General features: G+C 54.2%; 21 protein-coding genes. 14 read left to right on the top strand and 7 right to left on the bottom strand.

What is annotated here, in order from left to right:
• The first annotated feature begins 117 nt into the window (after positions 1 to 117).
• From HMPREF1141_RS11755 to HMPREF1141_RS11725, 8 genes are all read left to right on the top strand, one after another.
• Positions 118 to 1,188, top strand: a complete 1,071-nt coding sequence (locus HMPREF1141_RS11755; protein ID WP_009064612.1) for an ABC transporter substrate-binding protein — start codon at positions 118 to 120, stop codon at positions 1,186 to 1,188.
• A gap of 135 nt (positions 1,189 to 1,323) precedes the next feature.
• Positions 1,324 to 2,196 (top strand): ABC transporter permease, encoded by an 873-nt coding sequence (locus HMPREF1141_RS11750; RefSeq protein ID WP_009064568.1) that lies wholly within the window; start codon positions 1,324 to 1,326, stop codon positions 2,194 to 2,196.
• Positions 2,197 to 2,216: 20 nt separating this feature from the next.
• Positions 2,217 to 3,041 (top strand): ABC transporter ATP-binding protein, encoded by an 825-nt coding sequence (locus HMPREF1141_RS11745; protein WP_009064458.1) that lies wholly within the window; start codon positions 2,217 to 2,219, stop codon positions 3,039 to 3,041.
• 24 nt (positions 3,042 to 3,065) lie between these two features.
• Positions 3,066 to 3,650 (top strand): HutD family protein, encoded by a 585-nt coding sequence (locus tag HMPREF1141_RS11740; RefSeq protein WP_009064583.1) that lies wholly within the window; start codon positions 3,066 to 3,068, stop codon positions 3,648 to 3,650.
• Positions 3,640 to 4,533, top strand: coding sequence for a MurR/RpiR family transcriptional regulator (locus tag HMPREF1141_RS11735; protein ID WP_009064446.1), 894 nt, complete (start codon positions 3,640 to 3,642; stop codon positions 4,531 to 4,533). Before HMPREF1141_RS11740 ends, HMPREF1141_RS11735 begins: the two co-directional genes overlap by 11 nt.
• 23 nt (positions 4,534 to 4,556) lie before the next feature.
• The gene (locus HMPREF1141_RS17365; RefSeq protein ID WP_155863610.1) at positions 4,557 to 4,700 is read left to right on the top strand and encodes a hypothetical protein; all 144 of its coding nucleotides are present in this window, start codon (positions 4,557 to 4,559) and stop codon (positions 4,698 to 4,700) included.
• Between the two features lie 72 nt (positions 4,701 to 4,772).
• Entirely contained in the window at positions 4,773 to 6,938 is a 2,166-nt protein-coding gene (locus HMPREF1141_RS11730) for a Tex family protein (protein WP_035317029.1), read from the top strand.
• A 202-nt stretch (positions 6,939 to 7,140) separates the two neighbouring features.
• Positions 7,141 to 8,133 (top strand): serine hydrolase, encoded by a 993-nt coding sequence (locus HMPREF1141_RS11725; RefSeq protein WP_009064498.1) that lies wholly within the window; start codon positions 7,141 to 7,143, stop codon positions 8,131 to 8,133.
• A 200-nt stretch (positions 8,134 to 8,333) separates the two neighbouring features.
• Here HMPREF1141_RS11725 and HMPREF1141_RS11720 read toward each other — a convergent pair whose 3' ends face one another.
• The 4 genes from HMPREF1141_RS11720 to HMPREF1141_RS11705 all read right to left on the bottom strand — a co-directional run bounded on the left by HMPREF1141_RS11720 (position 8,334) and on the right by HMPREF1141_RS11705 (position 13,223).
• Positions 8,334 to 9,230, bottom strand: a complete 897-nt coding sequence (locus HMPREF1141_RS11720; protein ID WP_009064496.1) for a ribokinase — start codon at positions 9,228 to 9,230, stop codon at positions 8,334 to 8,336.
• Between the two features lie 197 nt (positions 9,231 to 9,427).
• Positions 9,428 to 9,745, bottom strand: a complete 318-nt coding sequence (locus tag HMPREF1141_RS11715; protein ID WP_009064556.1) for a DUF4387 domain-containing protein — start codon at positions 9,743 to 9,745, stop codon at positions 9,428 to 9,430.
• On the bottom strand, positions 9,742 to 11,118 hold the full coding sequence (locus tag HMPREF1141_RS11710; RefSeq protein WP_009064510.1) for an acyclic terpene utilization AtuA family protein: 1,377 nt from the start codon (positions 11,116 to 11,118) through the stop codon (positions 9,742 to 9,744). Before HMPREF1141_RS11710 ends, HMPREF1141_RS11715 begins: the two co-directional genes overlap by 4 nt.
• 2 nt (positions 11,119 to 11,120) lie before the next feature.
• On the bottom strand, positions 11,121 to 13,223 hold the full coding sequence (locus tag HMPREF1141_RS11705; RefSeq protein WP_009064620.1) for an ADP-ribosylglycohydrolase family protein: 2,103 nt from the start codon (positions 13,221 to 13,223) through the stop codon (positions 11,121 to 11,123).
• Between the two features lie 319 nt (positions 13,224 to 13,542).
• On the opposite strand from HMPREF1141_RS11705, the gene HMPREF1141_RS11700 reads away from it, so the two are divergent.
• From HMPREF1141_RS11700 to HMPREF1141_RS11680, 5 genes are all read left to right on the top strand, one after another.
• Positions 13,543 to 14,550: a LacI family DNA-binding transcriptional regulator gene (locus tag HMPREF1141_RS11700; protein ID WP_035317027.1), complete on the top strand. Its 1,008-nt coding sequence runs from the start codon at positions 13,543 to 13,545 to the stop codon at positions 14,548 to 14,550.
• A gap of 488 nt (positions 14,551 to 15,038) precedes the next feature.
• Complete coding sequence (locus tag HMPREF1141_RS11695) at positions 15,039 to 15,974, top strand: ABC transporter permease subunit (protein WP_051044307.1); 936 nt, start codon at positions 15,039 to 15,041, stop codon at positions 15,972 to 15,974.
• Positions 15,975 to 16,008: 34 nt separating this feature from the next.
• The gene (locus HMPREF1141_RS11690; protein ID WP_009064630.1) at positions 16,009 to 16,905 is read left to right on the top strand and encodes a carbohydrate ABC transporter permease; all 897 of its coding nucleotides are present in this window, start codon (positions 16,009 to 16,011) and stop codon (positions 16,903 to 16,905) included.
• A 51-nt stretch (positions 16,906 to 16,956) separates the two neighbouring features.
• Positions 16,957 to 18,480 carry an extracellular solute-binding protein gene (locus HMPREF1141_RS11685; RefSeq protein WP_009064468.1) on the top strand — a complete coding sequence of 508 codons (1,524 nt, stop codon included), beginning with the start codon at positions 16,957 to 16,959 and terminating at the stop codon, positions 18,478 to 18,480.
• A gap of 28 nt (positions 18,481 to 18,508) precedes the next feature.
• Entirely contained in the window at positions 18,509 to 19,495 is a 987-nt protein-coding gene (locus HMPREF1141_RS11680; protein WP_009064541.1) for an ADP-ribosylglycohydrolase family protein, read from the top strand.
• Positions 19,496 to 19,700: 205 nt separating this feature from the next.
• On the opposite strand, the gene HMPREF1141_RS11675 is transcribed toward HMPREF1141_RS11680, so the two are convergent.
• From HMPREF1141_RS11675 to HMPREF1141_RS11665, 3 genes are all read right to left on the bottom strand, one after another.
• On the bottom strand, positions 19,701 to 20,621 hold the full coding sequence (locus HMPREF1141_RS11675) for a hypothetical protein (protein ID WP_009064562.1): 921 nt from the start codon (positions 20,619 to 20,621) through the stop codon (positions 19,701 to 19,703).
• Positions 20,618 to 22,078 (bottom strand): FAD-dependent oxidoreductase, encoded by a 1,461-nt coding sequence (locus tag HMPREF1141_RS11670; protein ID WP_035317026.1) that lies wholly within the window; start codon positions 22,076 to 22,078, stop codon positions 20,618 to 20,620. Before HMPREF1141_RS11670 ends, HMPREF1141_RS11675 begins: the two co-directional genes overlap by 4 nt.
• 75 nt (positions 22,079 to 22,153) lie before the next feature.
• Positions 22,154 to 22,561, bottom strand: a complete 408-nt coding sequence (locus tag HMPREF1141_RS11665; RefSeq protein ID WP_009064531.1) for a MerR family transcriptional regulator — start codon at positions 22,559 to 22,561, stop codon at positions 22,154 to 22,156.
• A 168-nt stretch (positions 22,562 to 22,729) separates the two neighbouring features.
• Here HMPREF1141_RS11665 and HMPREF1141_RS11660 point away from each other — a divergent pair, with 168 nt between their 5' ends.
• Complete coding sequence (locus tag HMPREF1141_RS11660) at positions 22,730 to 23,899, top strand: iron-containing alcohol dehydrogenase (protein WP_009064487.1); 1,170 nt, start codon at positions 22,730 to 22,732, stop codon at positions 23,897 to 23,899.
• Positions 23,900 to 23,964: the final 65 nt, after the last annotated feature.

The following is a 23,964-nucleotide window of genomic DNA, read 5'->3' as shown; positions in this document are numbered from 1 at the left end:
CTGTGGCTTCCTCTCCGCCTGCGGCAAAAGAAGCCGATGCCCTTCAAACAGGCACTTTCAAGTGAACACACAACACATGCGGAAAATGAATTGAGACAGGATGAAGGAGAATCTACTATGAGAAAAACATCTGCAAAAATTATTTCTCTGGCTCTGGCCGCCGCCATGAGCACCTCGCTGCTGGCCGGCTGTTCCGGCAGCAGCGAAAGCAAGGCCCCGGCGGAAAGCGGCGCCGCCTCGCAGGGCGCGGCATCCGGCAGTACTTCCGGCGGCGTTTACGACGGTACCGTCACGCTGGCGCATTCCAGCTGGATCGGCTTCTACCCGCTTGATCTGGCTGTGGAAAAGGGCTTCTTTAAAGATCACGGCGCAGACGTGAAGGTAGAAATCATCGAAAGCAAATCCGACAGCAAAAGTGCCTTGGCCGCCGGGAAAATTCAGGGCATCGCCACCTCGCTGGATACCAACATCATGAGCGCCGCCAGCGGGATCGACCTGCAGGTGGTTCTGGCGCTCGATACCTCCTCCGGCGGCGACGGTCTGGTTGCGAAGAACGAATTTAAAGCCTTTGAGGATTTAAAGGGCAAAACCATCGCGCTCGACACGACCGGCGGCGCAAGCTTCTTCTGGTTCAACTACCTGCTCAAGGAAAAAAACCTATCCATGAGCGACTTTGACGTGCAGTCCATGGGCTCCGGCGACGCGGGCGCCGCGTTTGCCGCCGGTAAGGTGGACGCCGCTATGACCTGGCAGCCCTGGCTCGACAACGCGAAGAAAACCACCTTCGGCCAGGTACTGCTCTCCAGCAGCGAATACCCCGGCGTTATTGTGGACGCGCTCGGCCTGAGTACCGATTTTATCCAGAAATACCCCGAGACAACGCAGGCTATCATCGACGGCTGGAACGACGCGATCGATTACATGAAGAGCAACCCGGACGACGCGTATAAAATCATGAGCGTGCCCGCGGGCATGGAGCCGGACGCTCTGAAAGCCGCCTGTGAAACCGAAGTTCAGTTCTACGGCAAGGACGGCAACAAGACCTATTTCGGAACCGCGGAAAGCAAGGGCGACATTTACAAGATATCTGAATTTGCCGCACAGCTTTGGGTCGACACCAAAATGGTAAGCAGCAAAGCGGATATTGACAAGGTGCTGAATTCCACCTTCGTCAACGCTGCCAAATAATCAGCAAGACGATCTGAATAAAACCCATTCCTCTCTGGGGAGAGCGTTCTTGCTCTCCCCAAGAGATCTTGTTATTTAGAGCGAAGTGTGCCGCAGAGAATGGCAGACGGCGCCCTGACGAAAGGAGCTCGTGCTATGGCAGAAAAAACGACGGCGGTTCCCTCCGCAGCCCTGGCCGCAAAATCCGCAAAACGAGAAACGGGGAACAAATCGATGTATGGAGATAAAATAATCGCAGCCTTTCAGCCAAAAGGCAAAATCAAACAAAATACCGCCATGATTCTCGGCATCGTGGCCTTTCTTCTCATTTTAATTTTATGGAGCGGCCTGAGCTACGGAAAAATGGTTGATCCGCTCTTCTTACCCACCCCTACCGCCACCCTTCAGGCAAGCTTGCAGCTGTTCAGCAGCGGCTTCTGGACGGACATCGGCATGACGGTGTTCCGCGTGATGACCGGATTTGTCATCGCGGCAGTTGTGGCGATCCCGCTGGGGGTGCTCATTGGAACCTACGCGCCGATCTCGGCCTTTTTTGAGCCGGTATTCTCGTTCGTGCGCTACATGCCGGCCTCGGCCTTCATCCCCCTGTTCATTTTCTGGATCGGCATCGGTGAAAGCGAGAAGGTTGCCATCATCATTCTGGGCAGCCTGCCGCAGCTGGTTCTGATGACCGCAACCAACATCCGCAACGTACATTCCTCGCTGATCGAGGTTTCGTACACACTCGGCACCAACCGCAAAAACGTGCTGTGGAAGGTCATCCTCCCCAAAGCGATGCCCGATATCACCGATACGCTGCGCATCGTGCTCGGCTGGGCCTGGACGTATGTGATCGTGGCCGAAATGGTGGGCGCGTCCTCCGGCATCGGCTTTAAGATCCTGCAGGCGCAGCGCACCGTAGACGTGGGAAAAATCTTTGTGGGGATTCTGATTCTGGGCCTGATCGGCCTGATCATCGATAACCTGCTGCTGTTCCTGAACAAAAAGCTGTACCCGTGGAACGAATGACAGAAAGAGAGGGATTTATTATGCAGACAGCGGCAACCGTAACGGAAGTAACCGCCAAACGCCCGCATCAGGGGCTTGAAATCAAGAACGTCTCAAAGCTGTTCCAGAGCGTGAACGGCCCGGTAAAGGCCCTGGACGGCATTCACCTTCACGTGCGCTCCAAGGAATTTTTAACCCTGCTGGGAACCTCGGGCTGCGGAAAATCCACACTGCTGCGCATCATCGGCGGGCTGGAAACCGCCAGCAGCGGCACCATCAGCTACAAACAGCAGGAGCTTCGGGGCGCGGGCCCAGACAGAGGCATGGTGTTCCAGAACTACACTCTCTTCCCCTGGCTGACCGTTCTGGAAAACATCGAGTTCGGATTAAAGCAGAAAAACGTGCCCGCAAAGGAACGCCGCGAAATCGCGGAAAAATACGTGGATCTGGTCGCGCTGCGCGGCTTCGAATCGCTGTACCCCAAATCGCTTTCCGGCGGCATGAAGCAGCGGGTGGCCATTGCCAGAGCGCTGGCCAATGACCCCGACATTCTGCTGCTGGACGAACCGTTCGGCGCGCTGGATATGCAGACCCGCGAGCTGATGCAGGAGCTGCTGCTGAGCGTATGGCAGAAGTCGCCTAAAACGATCATTATGGTCACGCACGATATCGACGAGGCGATCCTTTTGGCAGACCGCGTGGTGGTCATGTCCGCAAGGCCCGGCCGGGTCAGGGAAATCATCGACGTGGGGCTTGAGCGCCCCCGGGATCACCACACCCGCTTGACGCAGGAGTTTTTGCAGTATAAGGAGCGCGCCTCCGAGCTGATCCGCGAAGAAAGCCTGCGCCTGATGAACGCGATCTGATCCATTCCGAAAAGAGGTGCCGTTTTGATTCAGTTGATTCCGCGTGCCCGGCAAAAGACGACGAAGTGGTCGGGAGGGGAAACCTCTGAGCTGTTTATTTATCCGCCGCAGGCTTCTTTAACGGCGCAGGATTTTCTCTTTCGGATCAGCACCGCCTCTGTTGCCTGCGGCGCCAGTGATTTTACCCTATTCCCGCAAAAGCAGCGAATCCTGCTTTTGTTGGAGGGGGACATCACGCTGACCTTCCGCGGGGGAGAAAGCATCCGTTTGACGCCAATGCAGAGCGCCGCATTTTCCGGCACATGGCATACCCTCAGCCGGGGAACCGGCGTAAATTTCAATCTGATTTTTTCCCCATCTGCCAAAGGATTTCTCAAAGCGATAAAGCTCCGCCCCGAAAAGGCGTGGCAGTTTTCGCCGCAAAGCCGCTTTACCGGGCTGTATTTCCCATCTGGTTTGGCGCACGTAATGGCCGGGGATTCCAGCTATTCCATAGAAAAAAATGATTTCTTGTTGATTTCCAATCCCGCAGAAGGTATGATAATTCATGTAGATACGCTCTGCGAGCAGTATCTGATCATGACGGGAGTGGAGCTTGATGACAAATAGAAGGGCGGCTTTGCAAAAAGCGGCGGAGACGGAACCGATTCAATTTTTAATTACCAAGCTGTCTGCCGCGGCAAAGGAGTCTGCCACCTACGAAAAACTGGCTTATTATATAGAAAAGAATTATATGCGCGTTATTTTCATGACCGCCGTAGACGTGGCGCTGGAAGCCAAGGTGAGTCAGGGCAGCGTTTCGCGTTTTTGCATGGCGCTCGGTTATAACGGCTATAATGAGTTTCAGCGCGAGCTGCAAAAAAGCGTCGGCGAAAAAATGACCGGGCCCCAACGACTGAATTATGTATCAAAGGATCGGCAGAGTGCGGTCGGCGACATTCTGTCGAGCGAAGTGAATAATTTAGTGGAACTGGAAGCCTCCATCGGCGGACCCGCGTATGAAGCTCTGGTGGATATGGTGGCAAACGCGCGGGACCTGATTCTGCTGTCGTCCAGAATGTCCGCCACCCTGCTGCCCTATATGCAATATATTCTGAACAAGCTGCGCAACAATGTCTATACGGTAACGCCGGAAACCCCGGCATGGAACACGCTGGAATACCGCGACCCCAAGGACACGGGGATCGTTCTGCCGATTTTCCCCCGCTATCCGGATGCTTTGCTGAAAAAAGCGCGGGAGCTCAAAGACAGCGGCTTTCGGATCATTGCCGTCACGGACAGCCGGCTCTCCCCCATCTGCCAAATCGCAGACGCCACCAATGTGGTTCCCATCACCGTGGCTTCGCTGTTCGACATTTACAGCACCCCCATGGTTTTTATGAACCTTGTCTTTCGGGACGCGGCCAAAAAGATTCCCGATGTAAACGCGCGGCTGGAACAGATCGAACTGCAGGAAAAAAGCTCCGGCGTTTATCATATCTCCGGCCGCTGAATATCAATCGGACTATTCCGGGCATGACGGTCGACAGACTGTCATGCTCTTCTTATTGGAAGAACGCTTCTGTTTATTCTGGCCTGACTGCCGAGCTGGAGGGCTATCTGGCCAGATTTTCGCAGAAAGATGGATCGTCTGAACTGCGGCCGTTTATTTTCCTGTGAATTTTCAGCCATTCTATGGTAAAATACCATTATCAATACGGAGCAAATGAAAAAGCAGGAAGAAGGAAATGTATGGATATGATCGCGGAGCTGTCGAAGGAATTCCGCCTGAACCAGCAGCATGTGGGAAATATGATTGCACTGATAGACGACGGGAACACCATCCCGTTTATTGCGCGGTACCGCAAAGAAATGACCGGCTCCTGCGACGACCAGGTTCTGCGCGAGCTGTCGGACCGCCTGCAATACCTGCGGAACCTGGAAAAGCGCAAGGAGGAAATTCTGGAGAGCATTGCGGCGCAGGGCAAAATGACCGATGCGCTTTCTCTCTCCGTTCAAAACGCGAAAACACTCGCGGAAGCGGAGGACCTGTACCGCCCCTACCGGCCTAAGCGCCGTACCCGGGCCACCATCGCACAGGAAAAAGGCCTGCGTCCGCTGGCAGACCTGATCATGGCGCAAACGCAGCGCGGCACCACGCTGGAAAAGCTCGCCGCGCCCTATGTCAACACGGAAAAGGGTGTGGAGTCCTGGGAGGATGCGGTTCAGGGAGCGCAGGATATTCTGGCCGAGGAGATCTCAGACGATGCGGAGATGCGAAAAAAGCTGCGCCAGATCATACGAAGAGACGGACTTGTGGTATCTCGCGCCGTTCAGGAGAACCCGGTTTACGAAATGTACGCCGAGTATTCGGAGCCGGTCAGCAAAATACCGAGCCACCGGATTCTGGCAATCGACCGCGGAGAAAAGGAAGAATGTCTGAAAGTCAAACTGGAGCTGAACGATGCGCCCGCACTCGCGGCTTTGTGCGACCGGTTTGTAAAACCCGGCAGCGTCACCTCTGCCTGCGTAAAGGAGGCCGTGGAGGATTCCTGGAAACGCCTGATCTTCCCCTCCCTTGAGCGGGAAATCCGGAACGAATTGACGCAGCGGGCGGCCAAGCAGGCCATCTCTATGTTTGCCCTGAATTTAAAGCCTCTTCTGCTCCAGCCCCCGGTGAAGGACAAGGTGATCATGGGCTTTGACCCCGCCTACCGCACGGGCTGCAAAATCGCGGTGGTGGATGCAACCGGCAAGGTACTGGATACCACTGTGGTATACCCCACCCCTCCCCATAAAAAGACGGAAGAGGCCAAAAAGGAGCTGAAACGCCTGATTCAAAAGCACGGGGTCACCGTTATTTCGATCGGGAACGGCACCGCCTCCAAGGAATCCGAAATCTTTGTGGCAGAGCTGCTCCGCGAGCTGGAAGCGCCGGTCAGCTATATGGTCGTCAGTGAGGCCGGGGCCTCGGTGTATTCGGCGTCGAAGCTGGCCGCCGCGGAATTCCCCGAGTTCGACGTTTCCCTGCGCAGCGCGGTGTCGATCGCGCGCAGGCTGCAGGACCCTTTGGCAGAGCTGGTGAAAATCGACCCCAAAGCCATCGGGATCGGCCAGTACCAGCACGACATGCCGCCCGCTGAGCTGGACAGCGCCCTGGAGGGCGTGGTGGAAAACTGCGTCAACAGCGTGGGCGTCGATTTGAATACGGCGTCCGTCTCGCTTTTGACTCACATTTCGGGCCTGAATGAAACGGTTGCGAAAAATGTGGTTGCCTACCGGGATGACAACGGCCCGTTCCAGAACCGCAGCCAGCTGAAAAAGGTTGCGCGGCTCGGGCCGAAGGCCTACGAGCAGTGCGCGGGCTTTCTGCGGATTCCGCGGGGAAAGAACATTTTAGACAATACCTCTGTTCACCCGGAATCGTACGACGCTGTTACAAAGCTTTTGGAACTGCTCGGGATGAAGCCCTCCGACCTGACGATGCAGGGAGTAGGTACGGTGTCGCAGCAGATTGAGAAGATCGGCTGGAAGAAAGCCGCCGAAGCTTGCGGAGTCGGCATTCCCACGCTGACCGACATCATCGCCGAGCTGCAAAAGCCGGGGCGCGATATTCGCGACGAGCTCCCGCCGCCGCTGCTGCGAACGGATATTATGAGTCTGTCTGACCTGAAAGCCGGGATGGAACTGACCGGCACGGTGAGAAACGTGACTGATTTCGGCGCGTTTATAGATATCGGCGTGCATCAGGATGGGCTGGTACACATCTCGCAGATGTCGGATCACTTTATCAAACACCCGTCTGATCTGGTGAAGGTCGGTGACGTTGTAACGGTTACGGTGCTCAGTGTGGAGGAAGCGAAAAAGCGCATCTCGCTGACAATGAAGCGCACGGAAGCGCAAAAAGCGAAAGCGTAAGTTTTGTTTTATCATACGTTTGCTGAAAAAAATGCCATCCCAAGTAAGGTGCAGCGCCGTAAATCAAAAGGATTAGATTAGCTTGAAATACAGCTAATCTATTTTTTTATTTTATTTTAAATGGGGGTTGCAAATCATTTTTAATGGACTTATCCTTAATTTCAAGGATATCCTTTTTCACTGAAAGGAGAAAATGAATTGTATGAATCAGAAAAACTGGAAAGAGCTTGAAGAGGCGATCAATAGTGATTATGACAATATTACCGGCGTAGTGATTCTGAAAAACGGTGAAGCGGTATACGAGAACTACTTTCGCGGATATACCGCCGATAATGCCCTTCATGTGTTTTCGGTGACAAAGAGTGTTCTTTCTGCTTTGATCGGTATCGCCATTGATCAAGGCTATATTGACAATGCTGACCAGAAGGTATTGGACTTTTTCCCGGATTACACTGTGAAGGGAGGGGAAAAAACGATACAACGCATTACCATTCAGCATTTGCTTACTATGACAGCTCCTTATAAATATCAGACGGAACCATACGAAATGTTCTTCACCAGCCAGAATCCGATTCAAGATGCGCTCGATCTATTGGGCGGGGAGAAAGCGATCGGTGAATTCAATTATTCTGCCATCGGAGGAACCCACATTCTATCGGGGATTCTTGTAAAAGCAACGGGCCAGCCGATCCTTGATTTTGCTACGAAAAATTTATTCTCACCACTTGGAATCCGTGTTCCGCACAATGTGGTGCTGCGTAATAAAGAAGAGCATTTCGCCGTGATGAACGATAAAAACACCAGTGGCTGGGTGGTTGACCCGCAAGGAATCAACACGGCAGGCTGGGGCCTTTTTCTGACACCTGAGGACATGGCAAAAACAGGCCAACTGTATTTAAACGGCGGAATGTGGGACCAGAAGCAAATCGTACCGGCTGAGTGGATAACAGAGAGCACCAGGGAACATAGCCGATGCGCCCAATGGGGCAATCTGCCCTATGGCTACCTTTGGTGGATTATTGATGATAAAGAACACACCTATGCTGCTATGGGCGATGGTGGAAATGTGATTTACGTCAATGCTGAGAAAAAAATAGTGGTTTCGATCGCCTCTACCTTTATACCGGATGCTAAGGACCGGATAGAACTGATAAAAAAGGATATCGAGCCGATGTTTGAGGACTGTGAATCATAACACCAGACCAATTCTTTTTGAAATATGCGGACCAATTAAAATCGCATGGCCGGCAAACCGAAATACGGCTGCCGGCCATGCGATTGATTCTATATTTGATTTATTTGAGGAGGCTTTTTCAGGCTTTCACATCCCGTGAAAGCATAGGGACAATCCTATTCTCAAATTCCATGATAACACAAAAACGCCAGTAATTCGGCTCATGTTACGCGGGATAGCTTGGCGCTGAGCACTTCCTCCCGCCAGGGGATGGAGGGAATTGCCCCCTTGCGAGAAACAGCCAGAGAGGATGCGATGGACGCAAGCCGCAGGCATTCCTGCGGGGAATCACCCCTTGCGACCCCGGAGAAGAAATAACCGGTAAAGGTATCCCCCGCCGCTGTGGTGTCCACCACGGGAACGTCGTAAATGCCGTGGTGAAAGCGCTGCCGGCCGGCCTGGTAGATCACCCCGTCTTTCCCGAGAGTCAGTACAGTGTGAACCTGCGGGTACCGCTTTTGAATCTGTTCCAGTATGGCATCGGGCTCACGCTCGCCTGTGATCTGGCTCCCCTCTACCTCGTTCATCATCAGCCAGTGTACCTTGTGAAGATCACATTGCTGCACTGCATCGTCGTACGGGGAAGGGTTCAGCGCGATTTTCATCTGCCGCTGTGCCGCGCGCTCGATTAGATAATCAAGCAGGTTGATCTCATTTTGGAGAAGCAGCAGATCGCCCGCCCCAAAATGAGAGAGCACTTCGTCGACATACGCTTTCTCATTTTTCCGGTTGGCCCCGCCGAACAGAACGATGCTGTTCTGCCCTTTGGCGCTCACCTGAATGATCGCGTTGCCGCTGCGCTCCCCCACAGTACGGATCAGGGAGAAATCCACGTGATTTTCCTCGCAGGTTTTGCGGAGCATACCACCGTCTTCCCCCAGCATTCCCGCGTGGAACACCGCAGCGCCGCCCCGGGCCAGCGCGACCGACTGGTTCAGCCCTTTTCCGCCGGGGTAGACATTCAGCTGCGTAGAAGAAATCGTTTCGCCGGGGGCAACGATGTGATCCACAGAATAGACAAAATCAATATTGAGCGAACCGAAGTTCAGGATTTTCATTCGGTTTCCTCCTTCCTTTCCAGCAAGGCACTGTTTTATCGTCGATTCACTTTAGAATGGGCCGATACAACTACGACGGTTTCTTCCCCACCGCAGGCGGGGAAGAAACCAATTATTGTTTTAAAGCACGTGCTACTGTGCGGCGTTCCTTTCTTTCCGTTTCACTTCCTAGAAAGACGCAGCAGGTAAGCCAACCCTTATACCTCTACCAGCAGCTCCATCAGCGGGGCGTGCTGCTGCGCGCCGTATACGTCCCTGTCGAAGCTGGTACCGGACGAAATCCGGCGGGCAAATGTGATTTTGAACCCGAGTGCGGGGTCAAAGAACACGATGTTGGTAATCAAATCTTCGGGAATGTGATACAGCTCTGCCACCAACGCACGGTTGATGATACCGCTTTCTTTGATCTTCCGGTAGATTTGCTCGTCGTCGAACAGGCAATCCAGCGTGATTTCAAAGGGTCCGCTGTTTTTGGAGCGCAGCACCTTCGCGCATTCATACAGCCGCTTTTTCATCGCGTGCCGCCCCCTTTCCATTCTTCCACGGGGAACATCTCTTCCCCGTCCCGCACATCCATCAGGTGGTAGAGAGAAAACTCGTATACCCTGCCGAAAGGCACGTCGCTCGGGGCAAACGGAAACGCCAGATTCCCCGCTGTCGATTTACGGCCTTCGTACCCGTAATGCAGGAACGTGGAGCGAACCGAAGAGCAGACGGTGTCGGCCAGCTCCTGCGTTTTGGCGATCACCTCAAACACCACGCCCACCTCATGCGGAAGGTCACGGCAGGGCTCCATCTCGCCCATCACGCCGTTGATGCCGTAATTGATAAAGTTGATCTTGTAATCCTTTTCGTCCACATCGCTGTAATAGTCGCGCACCTGTGCTTTTACTTTATCCTGCACCTCTTCCAGCTGGCCGATCAAAAGCGGGTCGCGGATACCAGCCACGACAAAGGTGCGGAACGCTACCGGCATGGCTCCCTCCAGCTTGATGCGGTAAGGATCGGTTCTTTCGATCCGGCTGCCGGTGACAAAAACGCTTCGCCCGTCCTCGAGTTCGATAAAGGTGCAGTGCTCCAGATTCAGCACGATACCGGGGCCGTGCAGAAGATAGGGATGATCCTTTTCGTAAAAGGTATGGGCCGCAACCGACGTTTTTGTGCAGACCCGGTCCTTGGAAAGCGGGGTGACGACAAAGCCGTCCTCGCGGATGATGCCGAGCATGCAGTCCTTGGTGGTACCGGGCTGCGCGCACAGCGCCGCACATTCCAGAATTTTGCCCGCGTGATAGCCATAGGCCATATCAAACCCATGGAACACGGCCACGGCGGCAAAGGGCGAAGGGTCGTAGGCACGGCCGCAGACAATGATGTCCGCCCCCTGCTCCAGCGCCCGCACAATCGGCTCATGGCCCATCTGCGCCACGATCCCCGTTGTTTTCTCAATGCGCTCCGGAGTGAGCTCGCTCACGGTCAGGCCCAGCGGGTCGATTTTCCCCTCGCTCAGGCGCTGCTTAACAACCTTTTTCTCTATATCGGCCCAAATGACGGTAAGCTTCAGATGCTGGAGCCCGTGTTCCTTCAAAATTTCCTCAATGATCGAAAGCGTCCACTCCACATGAACGCGGCCTCCTGCTCCCCCGGCCGAACCGATCACAACCGGAATCTTCGCCTTGGCGCCGTTTGTAATCATGATCTCCAGATCCTTTTTGCAGGCGCGGCGGCTTACGATCGCCACCCCCGCCCCAAGCTTGTGGGGGCCGGCGTCTGTGCTGCCTGCGTCCACCACAATCGCGTCCGGATTCATTGCCATCCCGTTCAGAAAAGAGCTTTCCGGGAATCCATACCCCAGGATTCCACATGGGGAAAGCAGCCTGAGCTCTTTCATGTTTATTCCTCCTTTACGGTGAAATCTCCAAAGGCGGTGCGGCCGATGCTCAGCGAACCGCAGCCGAACATGCCGTATTGGTAAGAGTCGTCTTTGGCGGAAAGCATTTCTTTCCCGTTGACCAAGAGGGTAATTGTATTCCCAACGGCTTTCAGCGAAAGCTCATAAGCCTGCTCCTGTTCCCACTCGAACGCGGCGCTGCTGAGCTCGCGGTAGCCGAAATCATTTTTGTACAGCTTCACGGTTCCGTCCGCGGCAAGACCCCCGGCATAGCCGCGCATCGCGCCCTGCGCGCGGATGGTAAGCAGGTGGCTGTCGCCATTGAGCGGCGTGACCGGAGCCGTGACGGTGTAATCCGTTGCATAGTAATTGCCCGCATAGGCAAAGGCCGGTTCGCAGCGCATCAAAAATAGCTGGCCGCCATCCAAATCCCACGCGCCGTGGTCGAACGAGAAGGGCGTCACGCAGCCGAACTCCGTTTTCTGCTTTGCAAGGGCAATGCGGTACTCGCTCTTCCCGGTGATCGAGAAATCATCCAGATACAGCATGCCGAGCGTTTTGGATTTTGCCGGGGAGTAGCCCTCAATCACGATACCGGCCTCATCGACCATGTCCCCGTCGGTGTCCGGAATCTGGAAGGAGACCTCCAGCCATTTGCCCTGCTGAAGCTTGATGTAGCCCTGCAGATGATCCTTTTTGTCGCTGGTGGTACGCACATAGGGCGCGATGCCGATGGTCTCCCAGCCGTTCCACTGGTCCAGATACAGCTTCATGGAAACGGTCTGGCCGGGGTAGGCAGTCGGTGTGAAAACGGGGCTGTACCGCTCATCTGAAAAATCGTCGCGGCGGTAGAACGGTTTATAAAACAGCTTGCACTGATGGCCGCGCTCCATGCGGTCTACCAGAACTTTCAAAGAGCCGGTGCCGCTTGCCGCCTGCTCGGTGGAATGCCAGGTGCGGCAGAAGAATGGGTCGGACACGCGCATGTTGTGTGTGGAGCCGGGCAGCTCAAAATCGAAATGGACCTCGCCCAGACGATAGGAATCGCTGATTTCGGCGGGTATCTCTTCCCCCGCAATGCGGTAGCCCAGAGCGGCAATCTCTTTGCAGTAGGTGGGGACATCCAGAATATTCAGGTAACCGGAAATACCGGAAAGCACAAGACCGTCATTGATCGGGCCGCGGTAGCGCTCCGGCAGCCCATCGATGCCGCATGCCACGCCCAGCACAGTGCCGACGTTCCCGGCGTTGCAGTCGGTATCCCACCCGCACATGGTGGCAATCTCCACCGTGCGCGCAAAGTCACCTTGCCCATATGCCATCGCGAGGATGCACACACCGGCGTTCGGAATGATATGGCATACTCCGCCGTATTTGTCGTAGCCCCAGTCTGCCACCAGCATCTGGTGGCAGGCCCGCCAGTCGTCCGGGTGTTCCGCGTGGAAACTGAGCACCGCGTCGGCCACCTTCCGATAGAGGGAATCCTCCGGGATTTCCGCAAATCCGGCGTTCATGATCTCGTTGATGTCGCTGGTCTCAAACGCCTTTGCAATCGCGGCGCAGAAGAAGCGCGCTCCGTAAACGCCCTCGCCGTCGTGAGAAACGCTGGCGGCCGCCGCGCCGTATTCCGCCGCGCGGTGCGGCTCGCAGGGATTGACCAGCCCCCACGTATCGATGAAAATCTGTCCGCCGATCTGCTCGGCAATCGTTTTGCCGTTCTGCTGGATCGAGCCGGAACGCGGAGCGGGGATGCCCGCTTTCAGATTCAGGTACGCAGTGTGCTCGGTGCTGCGGCCATAGCCGCCCCACCAGAACATGCCCACGCCCTCGCGCGCATAATTGAGCCAGGCCCGCGCCACATCCTGCGGCTCAAGCGGACGGTCAGACGCGTCATCGTACAGCGCTCTTAAAAAATAAACAGGGCCGTTTACATCGTCGTCGGCCGCAAAGTTTTTGAAGTCCTTTACATAGTCCGTAATTTCACCATATGTATTTCGGATGCGATCGTAGGTCCAAATGGTCGGTTCCACTGGCGCGCCGAGCCGAATGCCGATGTTCATTCCTAAAAAGCCGGAATAAACCTTTTCGAGATAATCCTTGATCATTTTTTAGCCTCCCAATCGTTTCACTTATTGATAGCAATGCCGCTTCAAAAGCCGTTGTTTTTACGTAAACTCCTTTGCAAAGCGGACACACTTTAAGAAACCGGTTACTCAGTATTATACTCATTCTTTTGTTGCTTTTCAAGAGGCGTTATCCATAAAAATACGATAATTCTATGGTTATTGTCCTTAAAATTCTGTGGGAATCGGGAATAAAAAAGAAACCGCTTGCTTTTTGTTTCTCAATTTGTTTATAATAGGACAAAAGAAGTGCAGGCGCAAAGATTTGAGCCGCCTGATTCGGCTGTTTGGAGGGAAAAGCATGCAAAAGTACAGTATTGCAGATATTGCAGCGATTTGCGGAGTTTCGAAAGCGACTGTTTCCCGTGTGATCAATAATAAAGCCACCGGCGTGGGTGAAGAAACCAAAAAGCGGGTGCTTACCACTATAAAAGAGCTGAACTACCGCCCCAATACCCTGGCCCGCAGCGTAGCGACCTCCTGCTCGGGCGTGATCGGGGTTGTGGTTCCGGATATTCTGAATCATTTTTTCCCCGCTCAGGTGCGCGGGATCAGCGACGTACTGGACAAGAACGGATATTCCATGTATCTTGGCAATTCGGATTTTGACCCGGAAAAAGAGAAGCATCATTTATTATCAATGGTTGACCGCCGGGTGGACGGCATCATCCTTTGCTCCGGCGTGTCGAACGACACATTTTTGGCGCAGTTTTCCAAATACAATATTCCCCTTGTGCTGATGGGGCGCAATTTTGACCACCACGTATGCGACGCCAGCATCGCCAGCGACAGCGAATACGGCGCCGCGCAGGCCATGCGCCAGCTGCTATCCACCGGGAACCGCCGCATTTTATATATGGACGGCAACGCAGGCGTTTCCGGCGCTGTTCAGCGGCACCGGGCTTATGAGCAGGTGCTGAAAGAAGCCGGGATTCCAATTGATGAGCGGCTCGTTCATTTCGGGGAATTTTCCGCACACTTCGGCCAGGAAACCGTGACCCGACTGCTGCGGGAAGGGCTTGATTTCACCGCCGTTTTCTCCGGCAGCGATATGATCGCCATCGGCGCGCTGAAAGCGCTGAAGGAAGCCGGCAGGCATGTACCAAGCGAAATCGAGGTAATCGGTTTCGACGGAATTGAAATCTCTGAAACATACGACCCAGCCCTCTCCACCGTGCTGAAACCCAGGCGGGAAGCGGCCGAGCAGGCCGCCACCATGCTGGTTTCGATTATCAATGGTACCATCGGGAGCATGCGGCACATGACCATTCAGCCTACTTTAGTTCTTCGAGAAACAACCAGAAAGTAACCGGTTCCTAATAAAACGACTTTTTACAGCGGATCAAATATCAATTTATCGACGTATTTTTGTGCGTTAATGTAAATTGTATATTAAATCCGCTGTATTTTTGTGCAATAAAATGATTGCGTGTGTAAAACAAACCTTGTATAATGAAATCCATCAGATAAACCGGTTTCTTAAACTGCTTTTACATATCATTTTTCCCTTTTGCTTCAATGATCGATACAGATCTGCGACAAAAGAAACGCACGGTTCTCTTTCCCTGTTTTTACGAAAAGATCAGGTCTTGTTTGTAAATTCAAAGATGCCGGATATTTTGAGAAAAAATGAGGCAAGGCGGCACCGCAAGAATCCCCAAAGGGCACGTGTATCGATTGTATTCCGGGGATTTTTAACGCAGCCGCGGCCTGTTTACCCAAAATAAATCATTGCAATGATTTTACAAGCGCCCCTGCTATGATGTCTGCGATTGATGGTTAAAGGAGGTTCCCCTTATGAACGACCGACAACTGTCGGTGTCTCGCCGTGATCGATGGAAAGCGGCCTTAAAACAGATGCGCACCGACAAAATCCTGTATGTGCTGATCGCGCCCACCATCCTCTATTTTATTATTTTTCGGGTGTGGCCAATCTGGAACATGCGCATGGCTTTCTTCAATTACAAAGCCAGAGGCCCCTGGGAGTGGGCGGGACTCAAATATTTTCATATGGTGTTCAGCACGTCGGCGTTTACCGATATTCTGAAAAACACACTGATCATCAGCTTCATGAAATACATACTGTTATTCCCTTTCTTTGTCCTGTTTGCGATCCTGCTCAACGAAATCCGAAGCCGCCGGGCACGCAATACCATTCAGGCGGTGTCTTACCTGCCCCACCTTTTGTCATGGGTCGTGATTGCAGGCATCTGGATTTCGTTCCTCAATCCATCCAGCGGCGCGGTCAATCAGGTGCTGGGCTGGTTCGGCGCCGGGCCCTACGATTTTATGACGAGCAAGGGCGCGATCCGGTGGGTACTCTTCTTCTCAGAAGCGTGGCGTAGCCTCGGCTGGGATTCGATCATTTTCTTCACGGCGATCATCAATATCAGCCCCGACTTGTTTGAAGCCGCGGACATGGACGGCGCAAATCGTGCGCAGACCATCCGCGCGATCATCCTGCCGGCTTTGATCATCCCCATGACCACCGTATTTATCTTAAACCTGGGATTCTTCATGACGGCGGGCTTTGACCAGGTATTTAACTTTACAAATCCGGCGGTCAACAGCGTGGTCGATATTCTGGATACCTACATTTACCGCCTTGGCCTCGATAACGGCCAATACTCGCTGGCCTGCGCGGTCAGCCTGATCAAGGGCGGAGTAGGACTGATTCTGGTATTGCTGACCCACGTCACATCAAAGCGACTGACCGGCCAGGGTGTTTGGTAATGCTGGAACGCGCATTCAGTTGGAGGTGTCTAAATTGAAACAAGCAAAGCTGCGTAAAAAATTCCGCGTGGGTCAGCTGATTTTGATCCTCATTATGGGACTGTTTATTCTGACCATTCTGATCCCGCTGCTGCATATTGTTGCAAAGTCCCTGTCCGATCCCGCTCAGTCCGCCCAGATGAAAGGGCTGGACATTATCCCGCGGGGGTTCAGTTTCATCAACTATCAGATTATTATGAGCAACCCCGTTTTGGTGCCGTCCCTCGTGACCTCTGTGTTTATCACCGTGGTGGGCACCGCGCTGAACATGCTGCTGACCATTTCGGCGGCCTATGTGCTGACCCGCCCGAATTTGGTGGGCAAGCGGGCCTTTATGGTTTTCTTCATCATCATGATGCTGTTTGACCCCGGCCTGGTTCCGGAATATTTTGTGGTAAAGGACCTGGGCCTGATCGGCAGCCGCTGGTCTGTGATTTTGGCCCTGGCCGTCAACGTCTATTACCTGATCATCATGATGCGCTATTTTGAAGAGATTCCGCTCTCCATTTATGAGGCCGCCAAGATCGACGGCGCGGGCCATATCCGCACGCTCTTTTCCATCGCGACTCCCCTGTGTCGGTCCGGCATCGCAACGCTTACCATGTTCTACGCCGTCGTTCGCTGGAACGAATACCTGCGCTCCGGCGTGTATATCAGCAAGCTTAAAGACAGTGTGCTGCAGGTGGTTCTGCGCAAGTTTTTGGTGGAGGGCGATACTACCACGCTGATCGGCGCGCAGAATCTGCTCAACTACAACGAGCTGGCCAAGATCGACTATACGGCATTGTCTTATGCAGTCATTGTAATCGCAATTATTCCAATCCTCGTATTATTCCCTCTGGTACTGAAGTACTACACGAAAGATGTGATGGCAGGGGGGGTGAAAGGCTGATCTTTTCAGTGTTCTAACCGGGAATCAAGAACAATCATTAGGAGGAGAATCATGAAAAAAAGTATTGCGCTTTTATTGGCCATGACAATGGCAGCTACAGCCTTTACCGGCTGCGGAAGCTCCGCAAACACGGCGTCCGGCACCGCCTCCGAACCGCAGTCGGCGCCCACGGGCAGCGGCCTCTGGCCGGAAATCGGCAGCAAGGACGCTCCCGTAACGGTGAAGGTTCTGATCAAGGACGTACTGCCCACAGAAGAAGACGTGATCGCCATGTGCGATGTCGTTGAAAAGAAAATGGCTGACCACGGTCAGTACATCGATCTTCAGTTCGTCGAGCCCCCGGCCGGTTCTTACGCTACCGCTTTGCCGCTCGCGATGCGCACCGGCGACATCGACGCGGACATCATCTACTTCCAGGGCGGCGGAGATTTGGCCATCTCTCAGGAGGGGCTGCTGGAGGATTTGACCTCGTACATTGAAGGCTCTACCTATGTCAAGGATCTGATGCTGCCCGTCAACGAGGCCCGCATGAAGAACTACCCGTACCTGCTGTGGCTGGCCCCGGCACGCACCTATGTTCCGGTGATGAGAAAAGATTTGACAGAGAAGCTCGACAGCTATGACGCGCTCGTCAAAGACCCCACCATCGACAATTACCACGCTCTGTTTACAGAGATGAAAGCAAAGGGCCTTGTGCAGTACGCAATTACCGCCGACGACTCGAACAATGCGGGCGAAGGCAACATGCGCCGTCTCAACGCCTTCTTTAACCAGGCGTTCGGCGTGAGCGCCACTCTGGTAAAAGAAAACGGCCGCTGGGCTTTCTCCAGAGCAACCGAAGCGGAAAAGAAGAAGCTGGAATTCTATGCCACCCTGTACAAAGAAGGCCTGCTGGACCCGGAATACCTGACCAACACCTGGGATGTGCTGGAACAGAAATTCTATGAGGGCAAGGCCGGCATCATCTCCGGCACGATCGGCGACGTCGTACAGATTTACAACAACAAGATGTCTTCGACCACCGGCAGCGACCTTGTGGTTCTTCCCCCTGCAAAGGGCGTGGCGCAGGGCTTCCAGGCGGTTGACGTCACCAAGGAGGAACGCGGCTTCGGCATCAATGTAGACAGCAAGAATAAAGCTGCCGCCTGGGCCTTCCTTGAATTTATGGCCAGCCCTGAGGGCCGCATCATCGACAAGTGCGGAATCGAGGGCAAGCACTACAACGTTGAAAACGGAAAGATCGTCTTTACCGACAAATACCCCGAGTGGTGGTCCCGCATCTGGGTGACAACAAACAAGTTCGATCCCGAACCGCCCCTGGCGCGGCCGGTTTACACCGAGGCGGCCCAGAGCTCTCTCGACCTGGCAAACCAGTACTATGTAGAAGATGTCAACGTGCTGATCCCCGAAGAGCTGGCGCCGCAGTGGGATGCCATGAAATCTTTGTATGACGAGTATTCCGCCGATATCATTCGCGGAACCAAGCCGATTTCTGCCTTTGATGAGTTCGTGACGAAGTGGAATCAGGCCGGGGGCGACAAATTTGCGGAATACCTGAAGGAAAAGCTCGGCTAAAGGAATACTGACAAGTGATGGAGGATTTATGATAACAAGATCTGAACTGGCCGGCAACCCGGCTAAAGCGTTTGACAAAGCATACGGGGCTCTTTCGGGCCTTGCAATCGGCGATTCGCTGGGAGATGCCGCACGCAAACCGGAAAATCGTGCCAATTATGGTATTACCACCGACTTTAACAAGGGTGCTTCCTGGAGCACAGACGATACGGAGTTTGCACTGCTTACCGCAAAAACCCTCATCGGCTGCGGCGGGAACCTGACCAGCGATATTGTGGTAAAGGCCTGGCTGGAGGATGTGGCTGTACAGGACGAATTTAAACGTGGCGGCGCCAGTGAGATTGAAGCGGCCAATAACCTGCGCAAGGGAATCCGTCCACCGCTTTCAGGAAAATACAACGCGTTCCACATGAGCGACGGCTCTGCCATGCGGATTGGCCCGGTGGGCATCATCTGCGCGGGCGACCCGGAACGGGCTGCCGCAATGGCGGAAATCGACGCTTCCGTCAGCCATTACCGCGACGGTATTTGGGGGGCGCAGGCCGTGGCCGTGGCGGTATCTATGGCCATGGTGGACGCGACCATGGAAGAAATCTTCGACGCGATCATGAAGGTGATCCCCGAAGAATCCTGGTTCCACCATGCAATGAACCGCGCTTTCGAGATCGTAGACAACGCGAACGGTTCCATTCTGGACGCCTGGATGCCGCTGCACGACGAGCTTTACACCAGCAGCTGGGCTACAACGGCCGAAGCTCTCCCCTCCGCTTTTGCGTGCCTGCGCATGCGCAGCGAAACCTTCCGCGAGGGCGTTGTGCTGGCCGCCAATTTTGCCCGCGACGCGGACACGATCGGCGCGGTGGCCGGGGCCATTCTGGGCGCAAAGTACGGTGCTTCTTCTATCCCCGCTCATTGGGTGGAGAAAACGCGGTATCCCACCGGCACCTGCCTGCAGTTTACCAACGGACTGGACATTAAGGAAATGGCCGGCGAGCTCGCCAAACTGATTGATTAAGCGAAACCTCTGATTCCTAACATAACCAAAGGCAAATTCTAAGAGGGCCAGCGTCATTCTCGACGCTGGCCCTCTTAGAATTAAAAATATTGATCTGCCAAAACAGATCAGTCCATTCACTTTCGAATGTCTTATGCCAAATAGAGCGATTTCTTCCCTCGCCATAGTCACGGAAGAAATCGTCACTTTTTAAAGTGACGCCACTCTATACTCTCTTTTCGGCAGCCCGCTGTGAAAGGACGTCACTTTCTTCCCAGTTGCTCTCGAAGCTGGCCTGATCGCTGACAAAATCGATCAGGAACCGATTCCCCTTAGAACAGGAGTACCGTACCGTGCAGGCGGCGCTCTCATGGATCAGCCGGGTCATGCCGCCATTCTGGGGCGCACGCAGAGCTTGCGCGCAGCCTTTGAGAAGCTGTATTTTCAGCTTCAAATCGCCCTGCCGAAGCAAAATCGTATCCTCACTGATATACAGCAGTCTCGCGCCGCAGTACGTGGCGATCCGGTATTCTTTCCCGTTCAGGTACAGAAAGCCAATGCAGCCCGTAAAGCTCATCCCGCCCCACGGCACGTCCGCTGCCGAAAGCATGATGCTGTTCTGCCCCCACGCACAGTGCGTCCACAGATAGCGCTTTGGGAAGGATACACCGCGGTCGCCCTCCAGATAGCCCATTCCGTTTTCAAATACATACTCCCTGCCGTTTATGGAAAGGGAACCGTCCACCTGGTGAAACAGACTGAAAACGCTGTGGCGGCACTCCATCATCGGCAAACAGCAAAACGGCCCCATGATATCGAATGCGGGCGGGGTCAGAGACCCAAACCAAAGCACCCCGCGCAGACTGCAGTCCTCGGTTTCCACATCAAGCCCGATCCCCTGTTCTGAAAATAGGCATTTGCCCAGCCGAACCGGCAGCTCTTTTTGCGATGCCTCGTGCGCCTGGGGTGGAAAATCCACATGGAACGTCTGATCATTTGTGATGACCTGCAGCGATGCCGAAGAGTTCCCGCAGTCATCCGTGTGAAAGGCCGGAATCAATGCAACGGTATCGGTATCGTTCTGCCGCTTGAAATACCATCCCTTAAAATAACCGCGTGGCCGTTTGAAACCGCCGACTACTTTCATGTGGGAATCTCCTCCAGATCGGTCTGGGCAGGGCCTTCGAGCAGACCGCCCTTTGCGTCAAAACGGGAACCGTGACAGGGGCAATCCCAGCTTTTTTCATCGGGATTCCATTCCAGCTGGCAGCCGAGATGCGGGCACTTGATTGAGACCGCCGTCACATCCCCCTGCTCCTCCTTATAGGCGCCCGCCTTCTTTCCGTTGGCAATCACCATGCCGCCGTGGCCGTCCGGCAGGGTTTTCGGCTCGGCAGAGTCTGCGTCCGGCAGCGAAAACGTCTGTTTGGCTAGGCCCTTCACGGCCTGTCCCATTCCGGAAAGAAAATTCTTGGCCGAAGCACCCGGCGTAAATCGCGACGGCGAAAACACCGGTGCAAACGGATTTTCGTCCCCCGCAATCTGATCGGAAAGCAGAATGGCAGAAACCATACTGCTTGTCATTCCCCATTTGCCGAAACCGGTGGCAACATACCAATTCGGTGTGGAGGAAGAAAACTGCCCAATGTACGGGACGCTGTCCAGAGTCATGCAGTCCTGCGCGGACCAGTGGGCCAACTCTTTGCTCTGCGGATAAAACAAAGCGGCCACTTCCCGTAGCATGTCGTATTTTCCGCCGGTCTTATTCTCGCCTGTGCGGTGATCTCCCCCGCCCAGCAAAAGAGTATCCCCATAGTTGCGCATCGAAAGGCCTTTTTCCCCGATGCCAAGGTACATACCGTCGAGCTTTGCGGCATTCTGCAGTGCCAGCGCATAGCTGCGCTCCTGATACATGCGCATAAAGTAATAGCCCGGCGCATTGACAAACGGAAAATGCGACGCGAAAACGATATGCTCCGCCGTCACGGTGCCGCGGTCGGTCATGACGTTTTTCCCTTCCACCGACAGAACCTTTGTTTTCTCATACACCGTAAGAGGCTCTGAAATTGCCTGCAAAAATTTCAGCGGATGGAACTGTGCCTGCCCACCAAACTGGATCGCTGCCGCAATCTCAAAAGGAAGGGTGGTCTTCTTCGTCAGTTCCGCGTGGATTCCTGCCCGGCAGGCATACTCCACTTCCATCTCCAGAGCGGGAATATCCTCGCGATCGACGGAATACAGGTAAGCGGGGCGTTCCTCAAACTGGCAGTCGATCTGCTCCTGCGTGATCATCTGCCGGTAGCGCCCGATGGCCTGCTGATTGGCGGAGGCATACTGCTTCGCCTCTTCCTCGCTGAAATTCTGAAACAGCTTTGTATAGATCAAATTGTGCTGAGAAGTGATTTTGGCCGTGGTATTCTGTGTCTGCCCGCTCCCGATCCGGTTCGCTTCGAGCACGACGGATTCGATCCCCTTCTGCCGCAGCAGGCAGGCGGTCAAAATCCCCGCAAGGCCGCCGCCGATGATAGCGACAGGCGCTGTGATATCGCCCGAAAGGGCCGGGCGTTCCCGAAAATCGGACGTTTCTCTCCAAATGGACTGCATAAAGTTCACCTCACAGATAGGCTGTGCAAAAATATGGCAAATAATCATCCGCGAGGAGCCATTGAACAAAATGGCTTAGTCGCAGTCGTCGCAGCTTTTTCCGTTATGTACCGCAGCCGTACCGGCCTTTACCGCTGTTTCGTAGAACCGGATTTTCTTCTCGATTTTCTCAATATGCTGCTCCAGCTCGCGCATCTGCTGCTCGGCCCGGCGCCTCTGCTCCAAAAACAGCTCCAGGCGCTTTTGCAGCGTGGAATCCCCTTCTTTGCACCAATCCATAAACTGGCGGATCTCCTTGATCGTCATGCCTGTATTTTTCAGGCACGAGATCACCTCGATCCACTCGTAGTCGTTCTCCTGAAAGGAACGGCATCCGGAGGAATCGCGCCCGATCGAAGGCAAAAGGCCTTCCTTTTCATAATACCGCAGGGTATGCTCGCTCAGACCCGTATGTTTTGAAGCCTCCGCAATTGTATCGCCCATTGAAAAATACCTCCTGATCACAGTCCGAATTTTGTCGTTTTCTCTGTTCCTTGTTATACCTTAGAGTGTCCTCAAAGTCAAGAACAAAAATTCTTGCCGCAGAGGACTTGACTTTGAGCATACTCAAAGGGTTATAGTAGTAATACAGAAAAAAACGGAGGTATTGAAATGCAATTTGATTATTTTGTACCCACGAAAATTCTATTTGGAAAAGGCCAGCTTTCGAACCTGCACAGCCAGAAGCTGCCCGGGAAAAAGGCGCTGATCGTGATTTCCTCTGGTAAATCCACCCGCAGCAACGGCTACCTGTCCAGAGTGGAGATGCAGCTGGATTTAGCCGGAGTGTCGCACGCCGTATTTGACAAAATCCTCCCCAACCCCATCAAATCGCATGTGATGGAGGGCGCGGCGCTGGCCCGCTCCGAAGGCTGTGACTTTGTGGTGGGTCTCGGCGGCGGCAGCAGCATCGACGCGGCCAAGGCGATTGCGGTGATGGCCACCAACGAGGGAGATTACTGGGATTACATCTCCGGCGGCTCAGGCCAGAGAAAACCTGTGCCGAACGATCCGCTGCCGATCGTGGCAATCACCACAACGGCGGGCACCGGAACCGAAGCCGACCCCTGGACCGTGACCACCAAGGAAGACACCAACGAAAAAATCGGGTTCGGGTATGAAAAGACCTTCCCGGTTCTCTCTATCGTAGACCCCGACCTGATGCTGACGGTGCCGCCCCACCTGACGGCATACCAGGGCTTTGACGCTCTGTTCCACAGCACGGAGGGCTACCTTGCCAAAACCGCCGACCCAATCAGCGACCTGTTTGCGCTGAAAGCGATCGAGCTGGTCGGCAAAAGCCTTGCAAAAGCGGTGGCAGACGGAACAGACGAGGCAGCCCGGGCCGACGTCGCACTGGCCAATACCCTCTCCGGCATGGTGGAGTCCCTCTCCTCCTGCACCTCGGAGCACAGTCTGGAGCATGCGCTCAGCGCGTTCCATCATGAGCTTCCCCACGGAGCCGGGCTGATTATGATCAGCAAGGCGTACTATACACATTTTGCGAATACCCACGCCTGCGACGAGCGGATGATCGCGATGGCAAAGGCCCTTGGCAAAACCGACGCGTCCTCCGCTATGGATTTTGTCCAGGCGCTCTGCGACCTGCAGTCTGCCTGCGGCGTGGCGGAGCTCAAAATGAGCGACTACGGGATCGACGGAGCCAATCTGGAAAAATACGCGGACAACGCCAGACAAACCATGGGCGGTTTGTTCCTGGCCGACCCCGTAAGGCTTTCCAGAGAAGACAGCATCCGCATTTTGCAGGAGTCTTTCCGGTAAACGGCAGCAAATTATCCGCTACAAACAAAGGGCGTTTCGCTTTTTCCGGAGCCCGGGAAAAAACA

The organism is Clostridium sp. MSTE9 (assembly GCF_000277625.1).
Taxonomy (GTDB): Bacteria; Bacillota; Clostridia; order Oscillospirales; family Acutalibacteraceae; genus Faecalispora; species Faecalispora jeddahensis.
The sequence above is the reverse complement of the archived record's forward strand: the minus strand, read 5'-3'. Positions and strand labels throughout refer to the sequence as shown.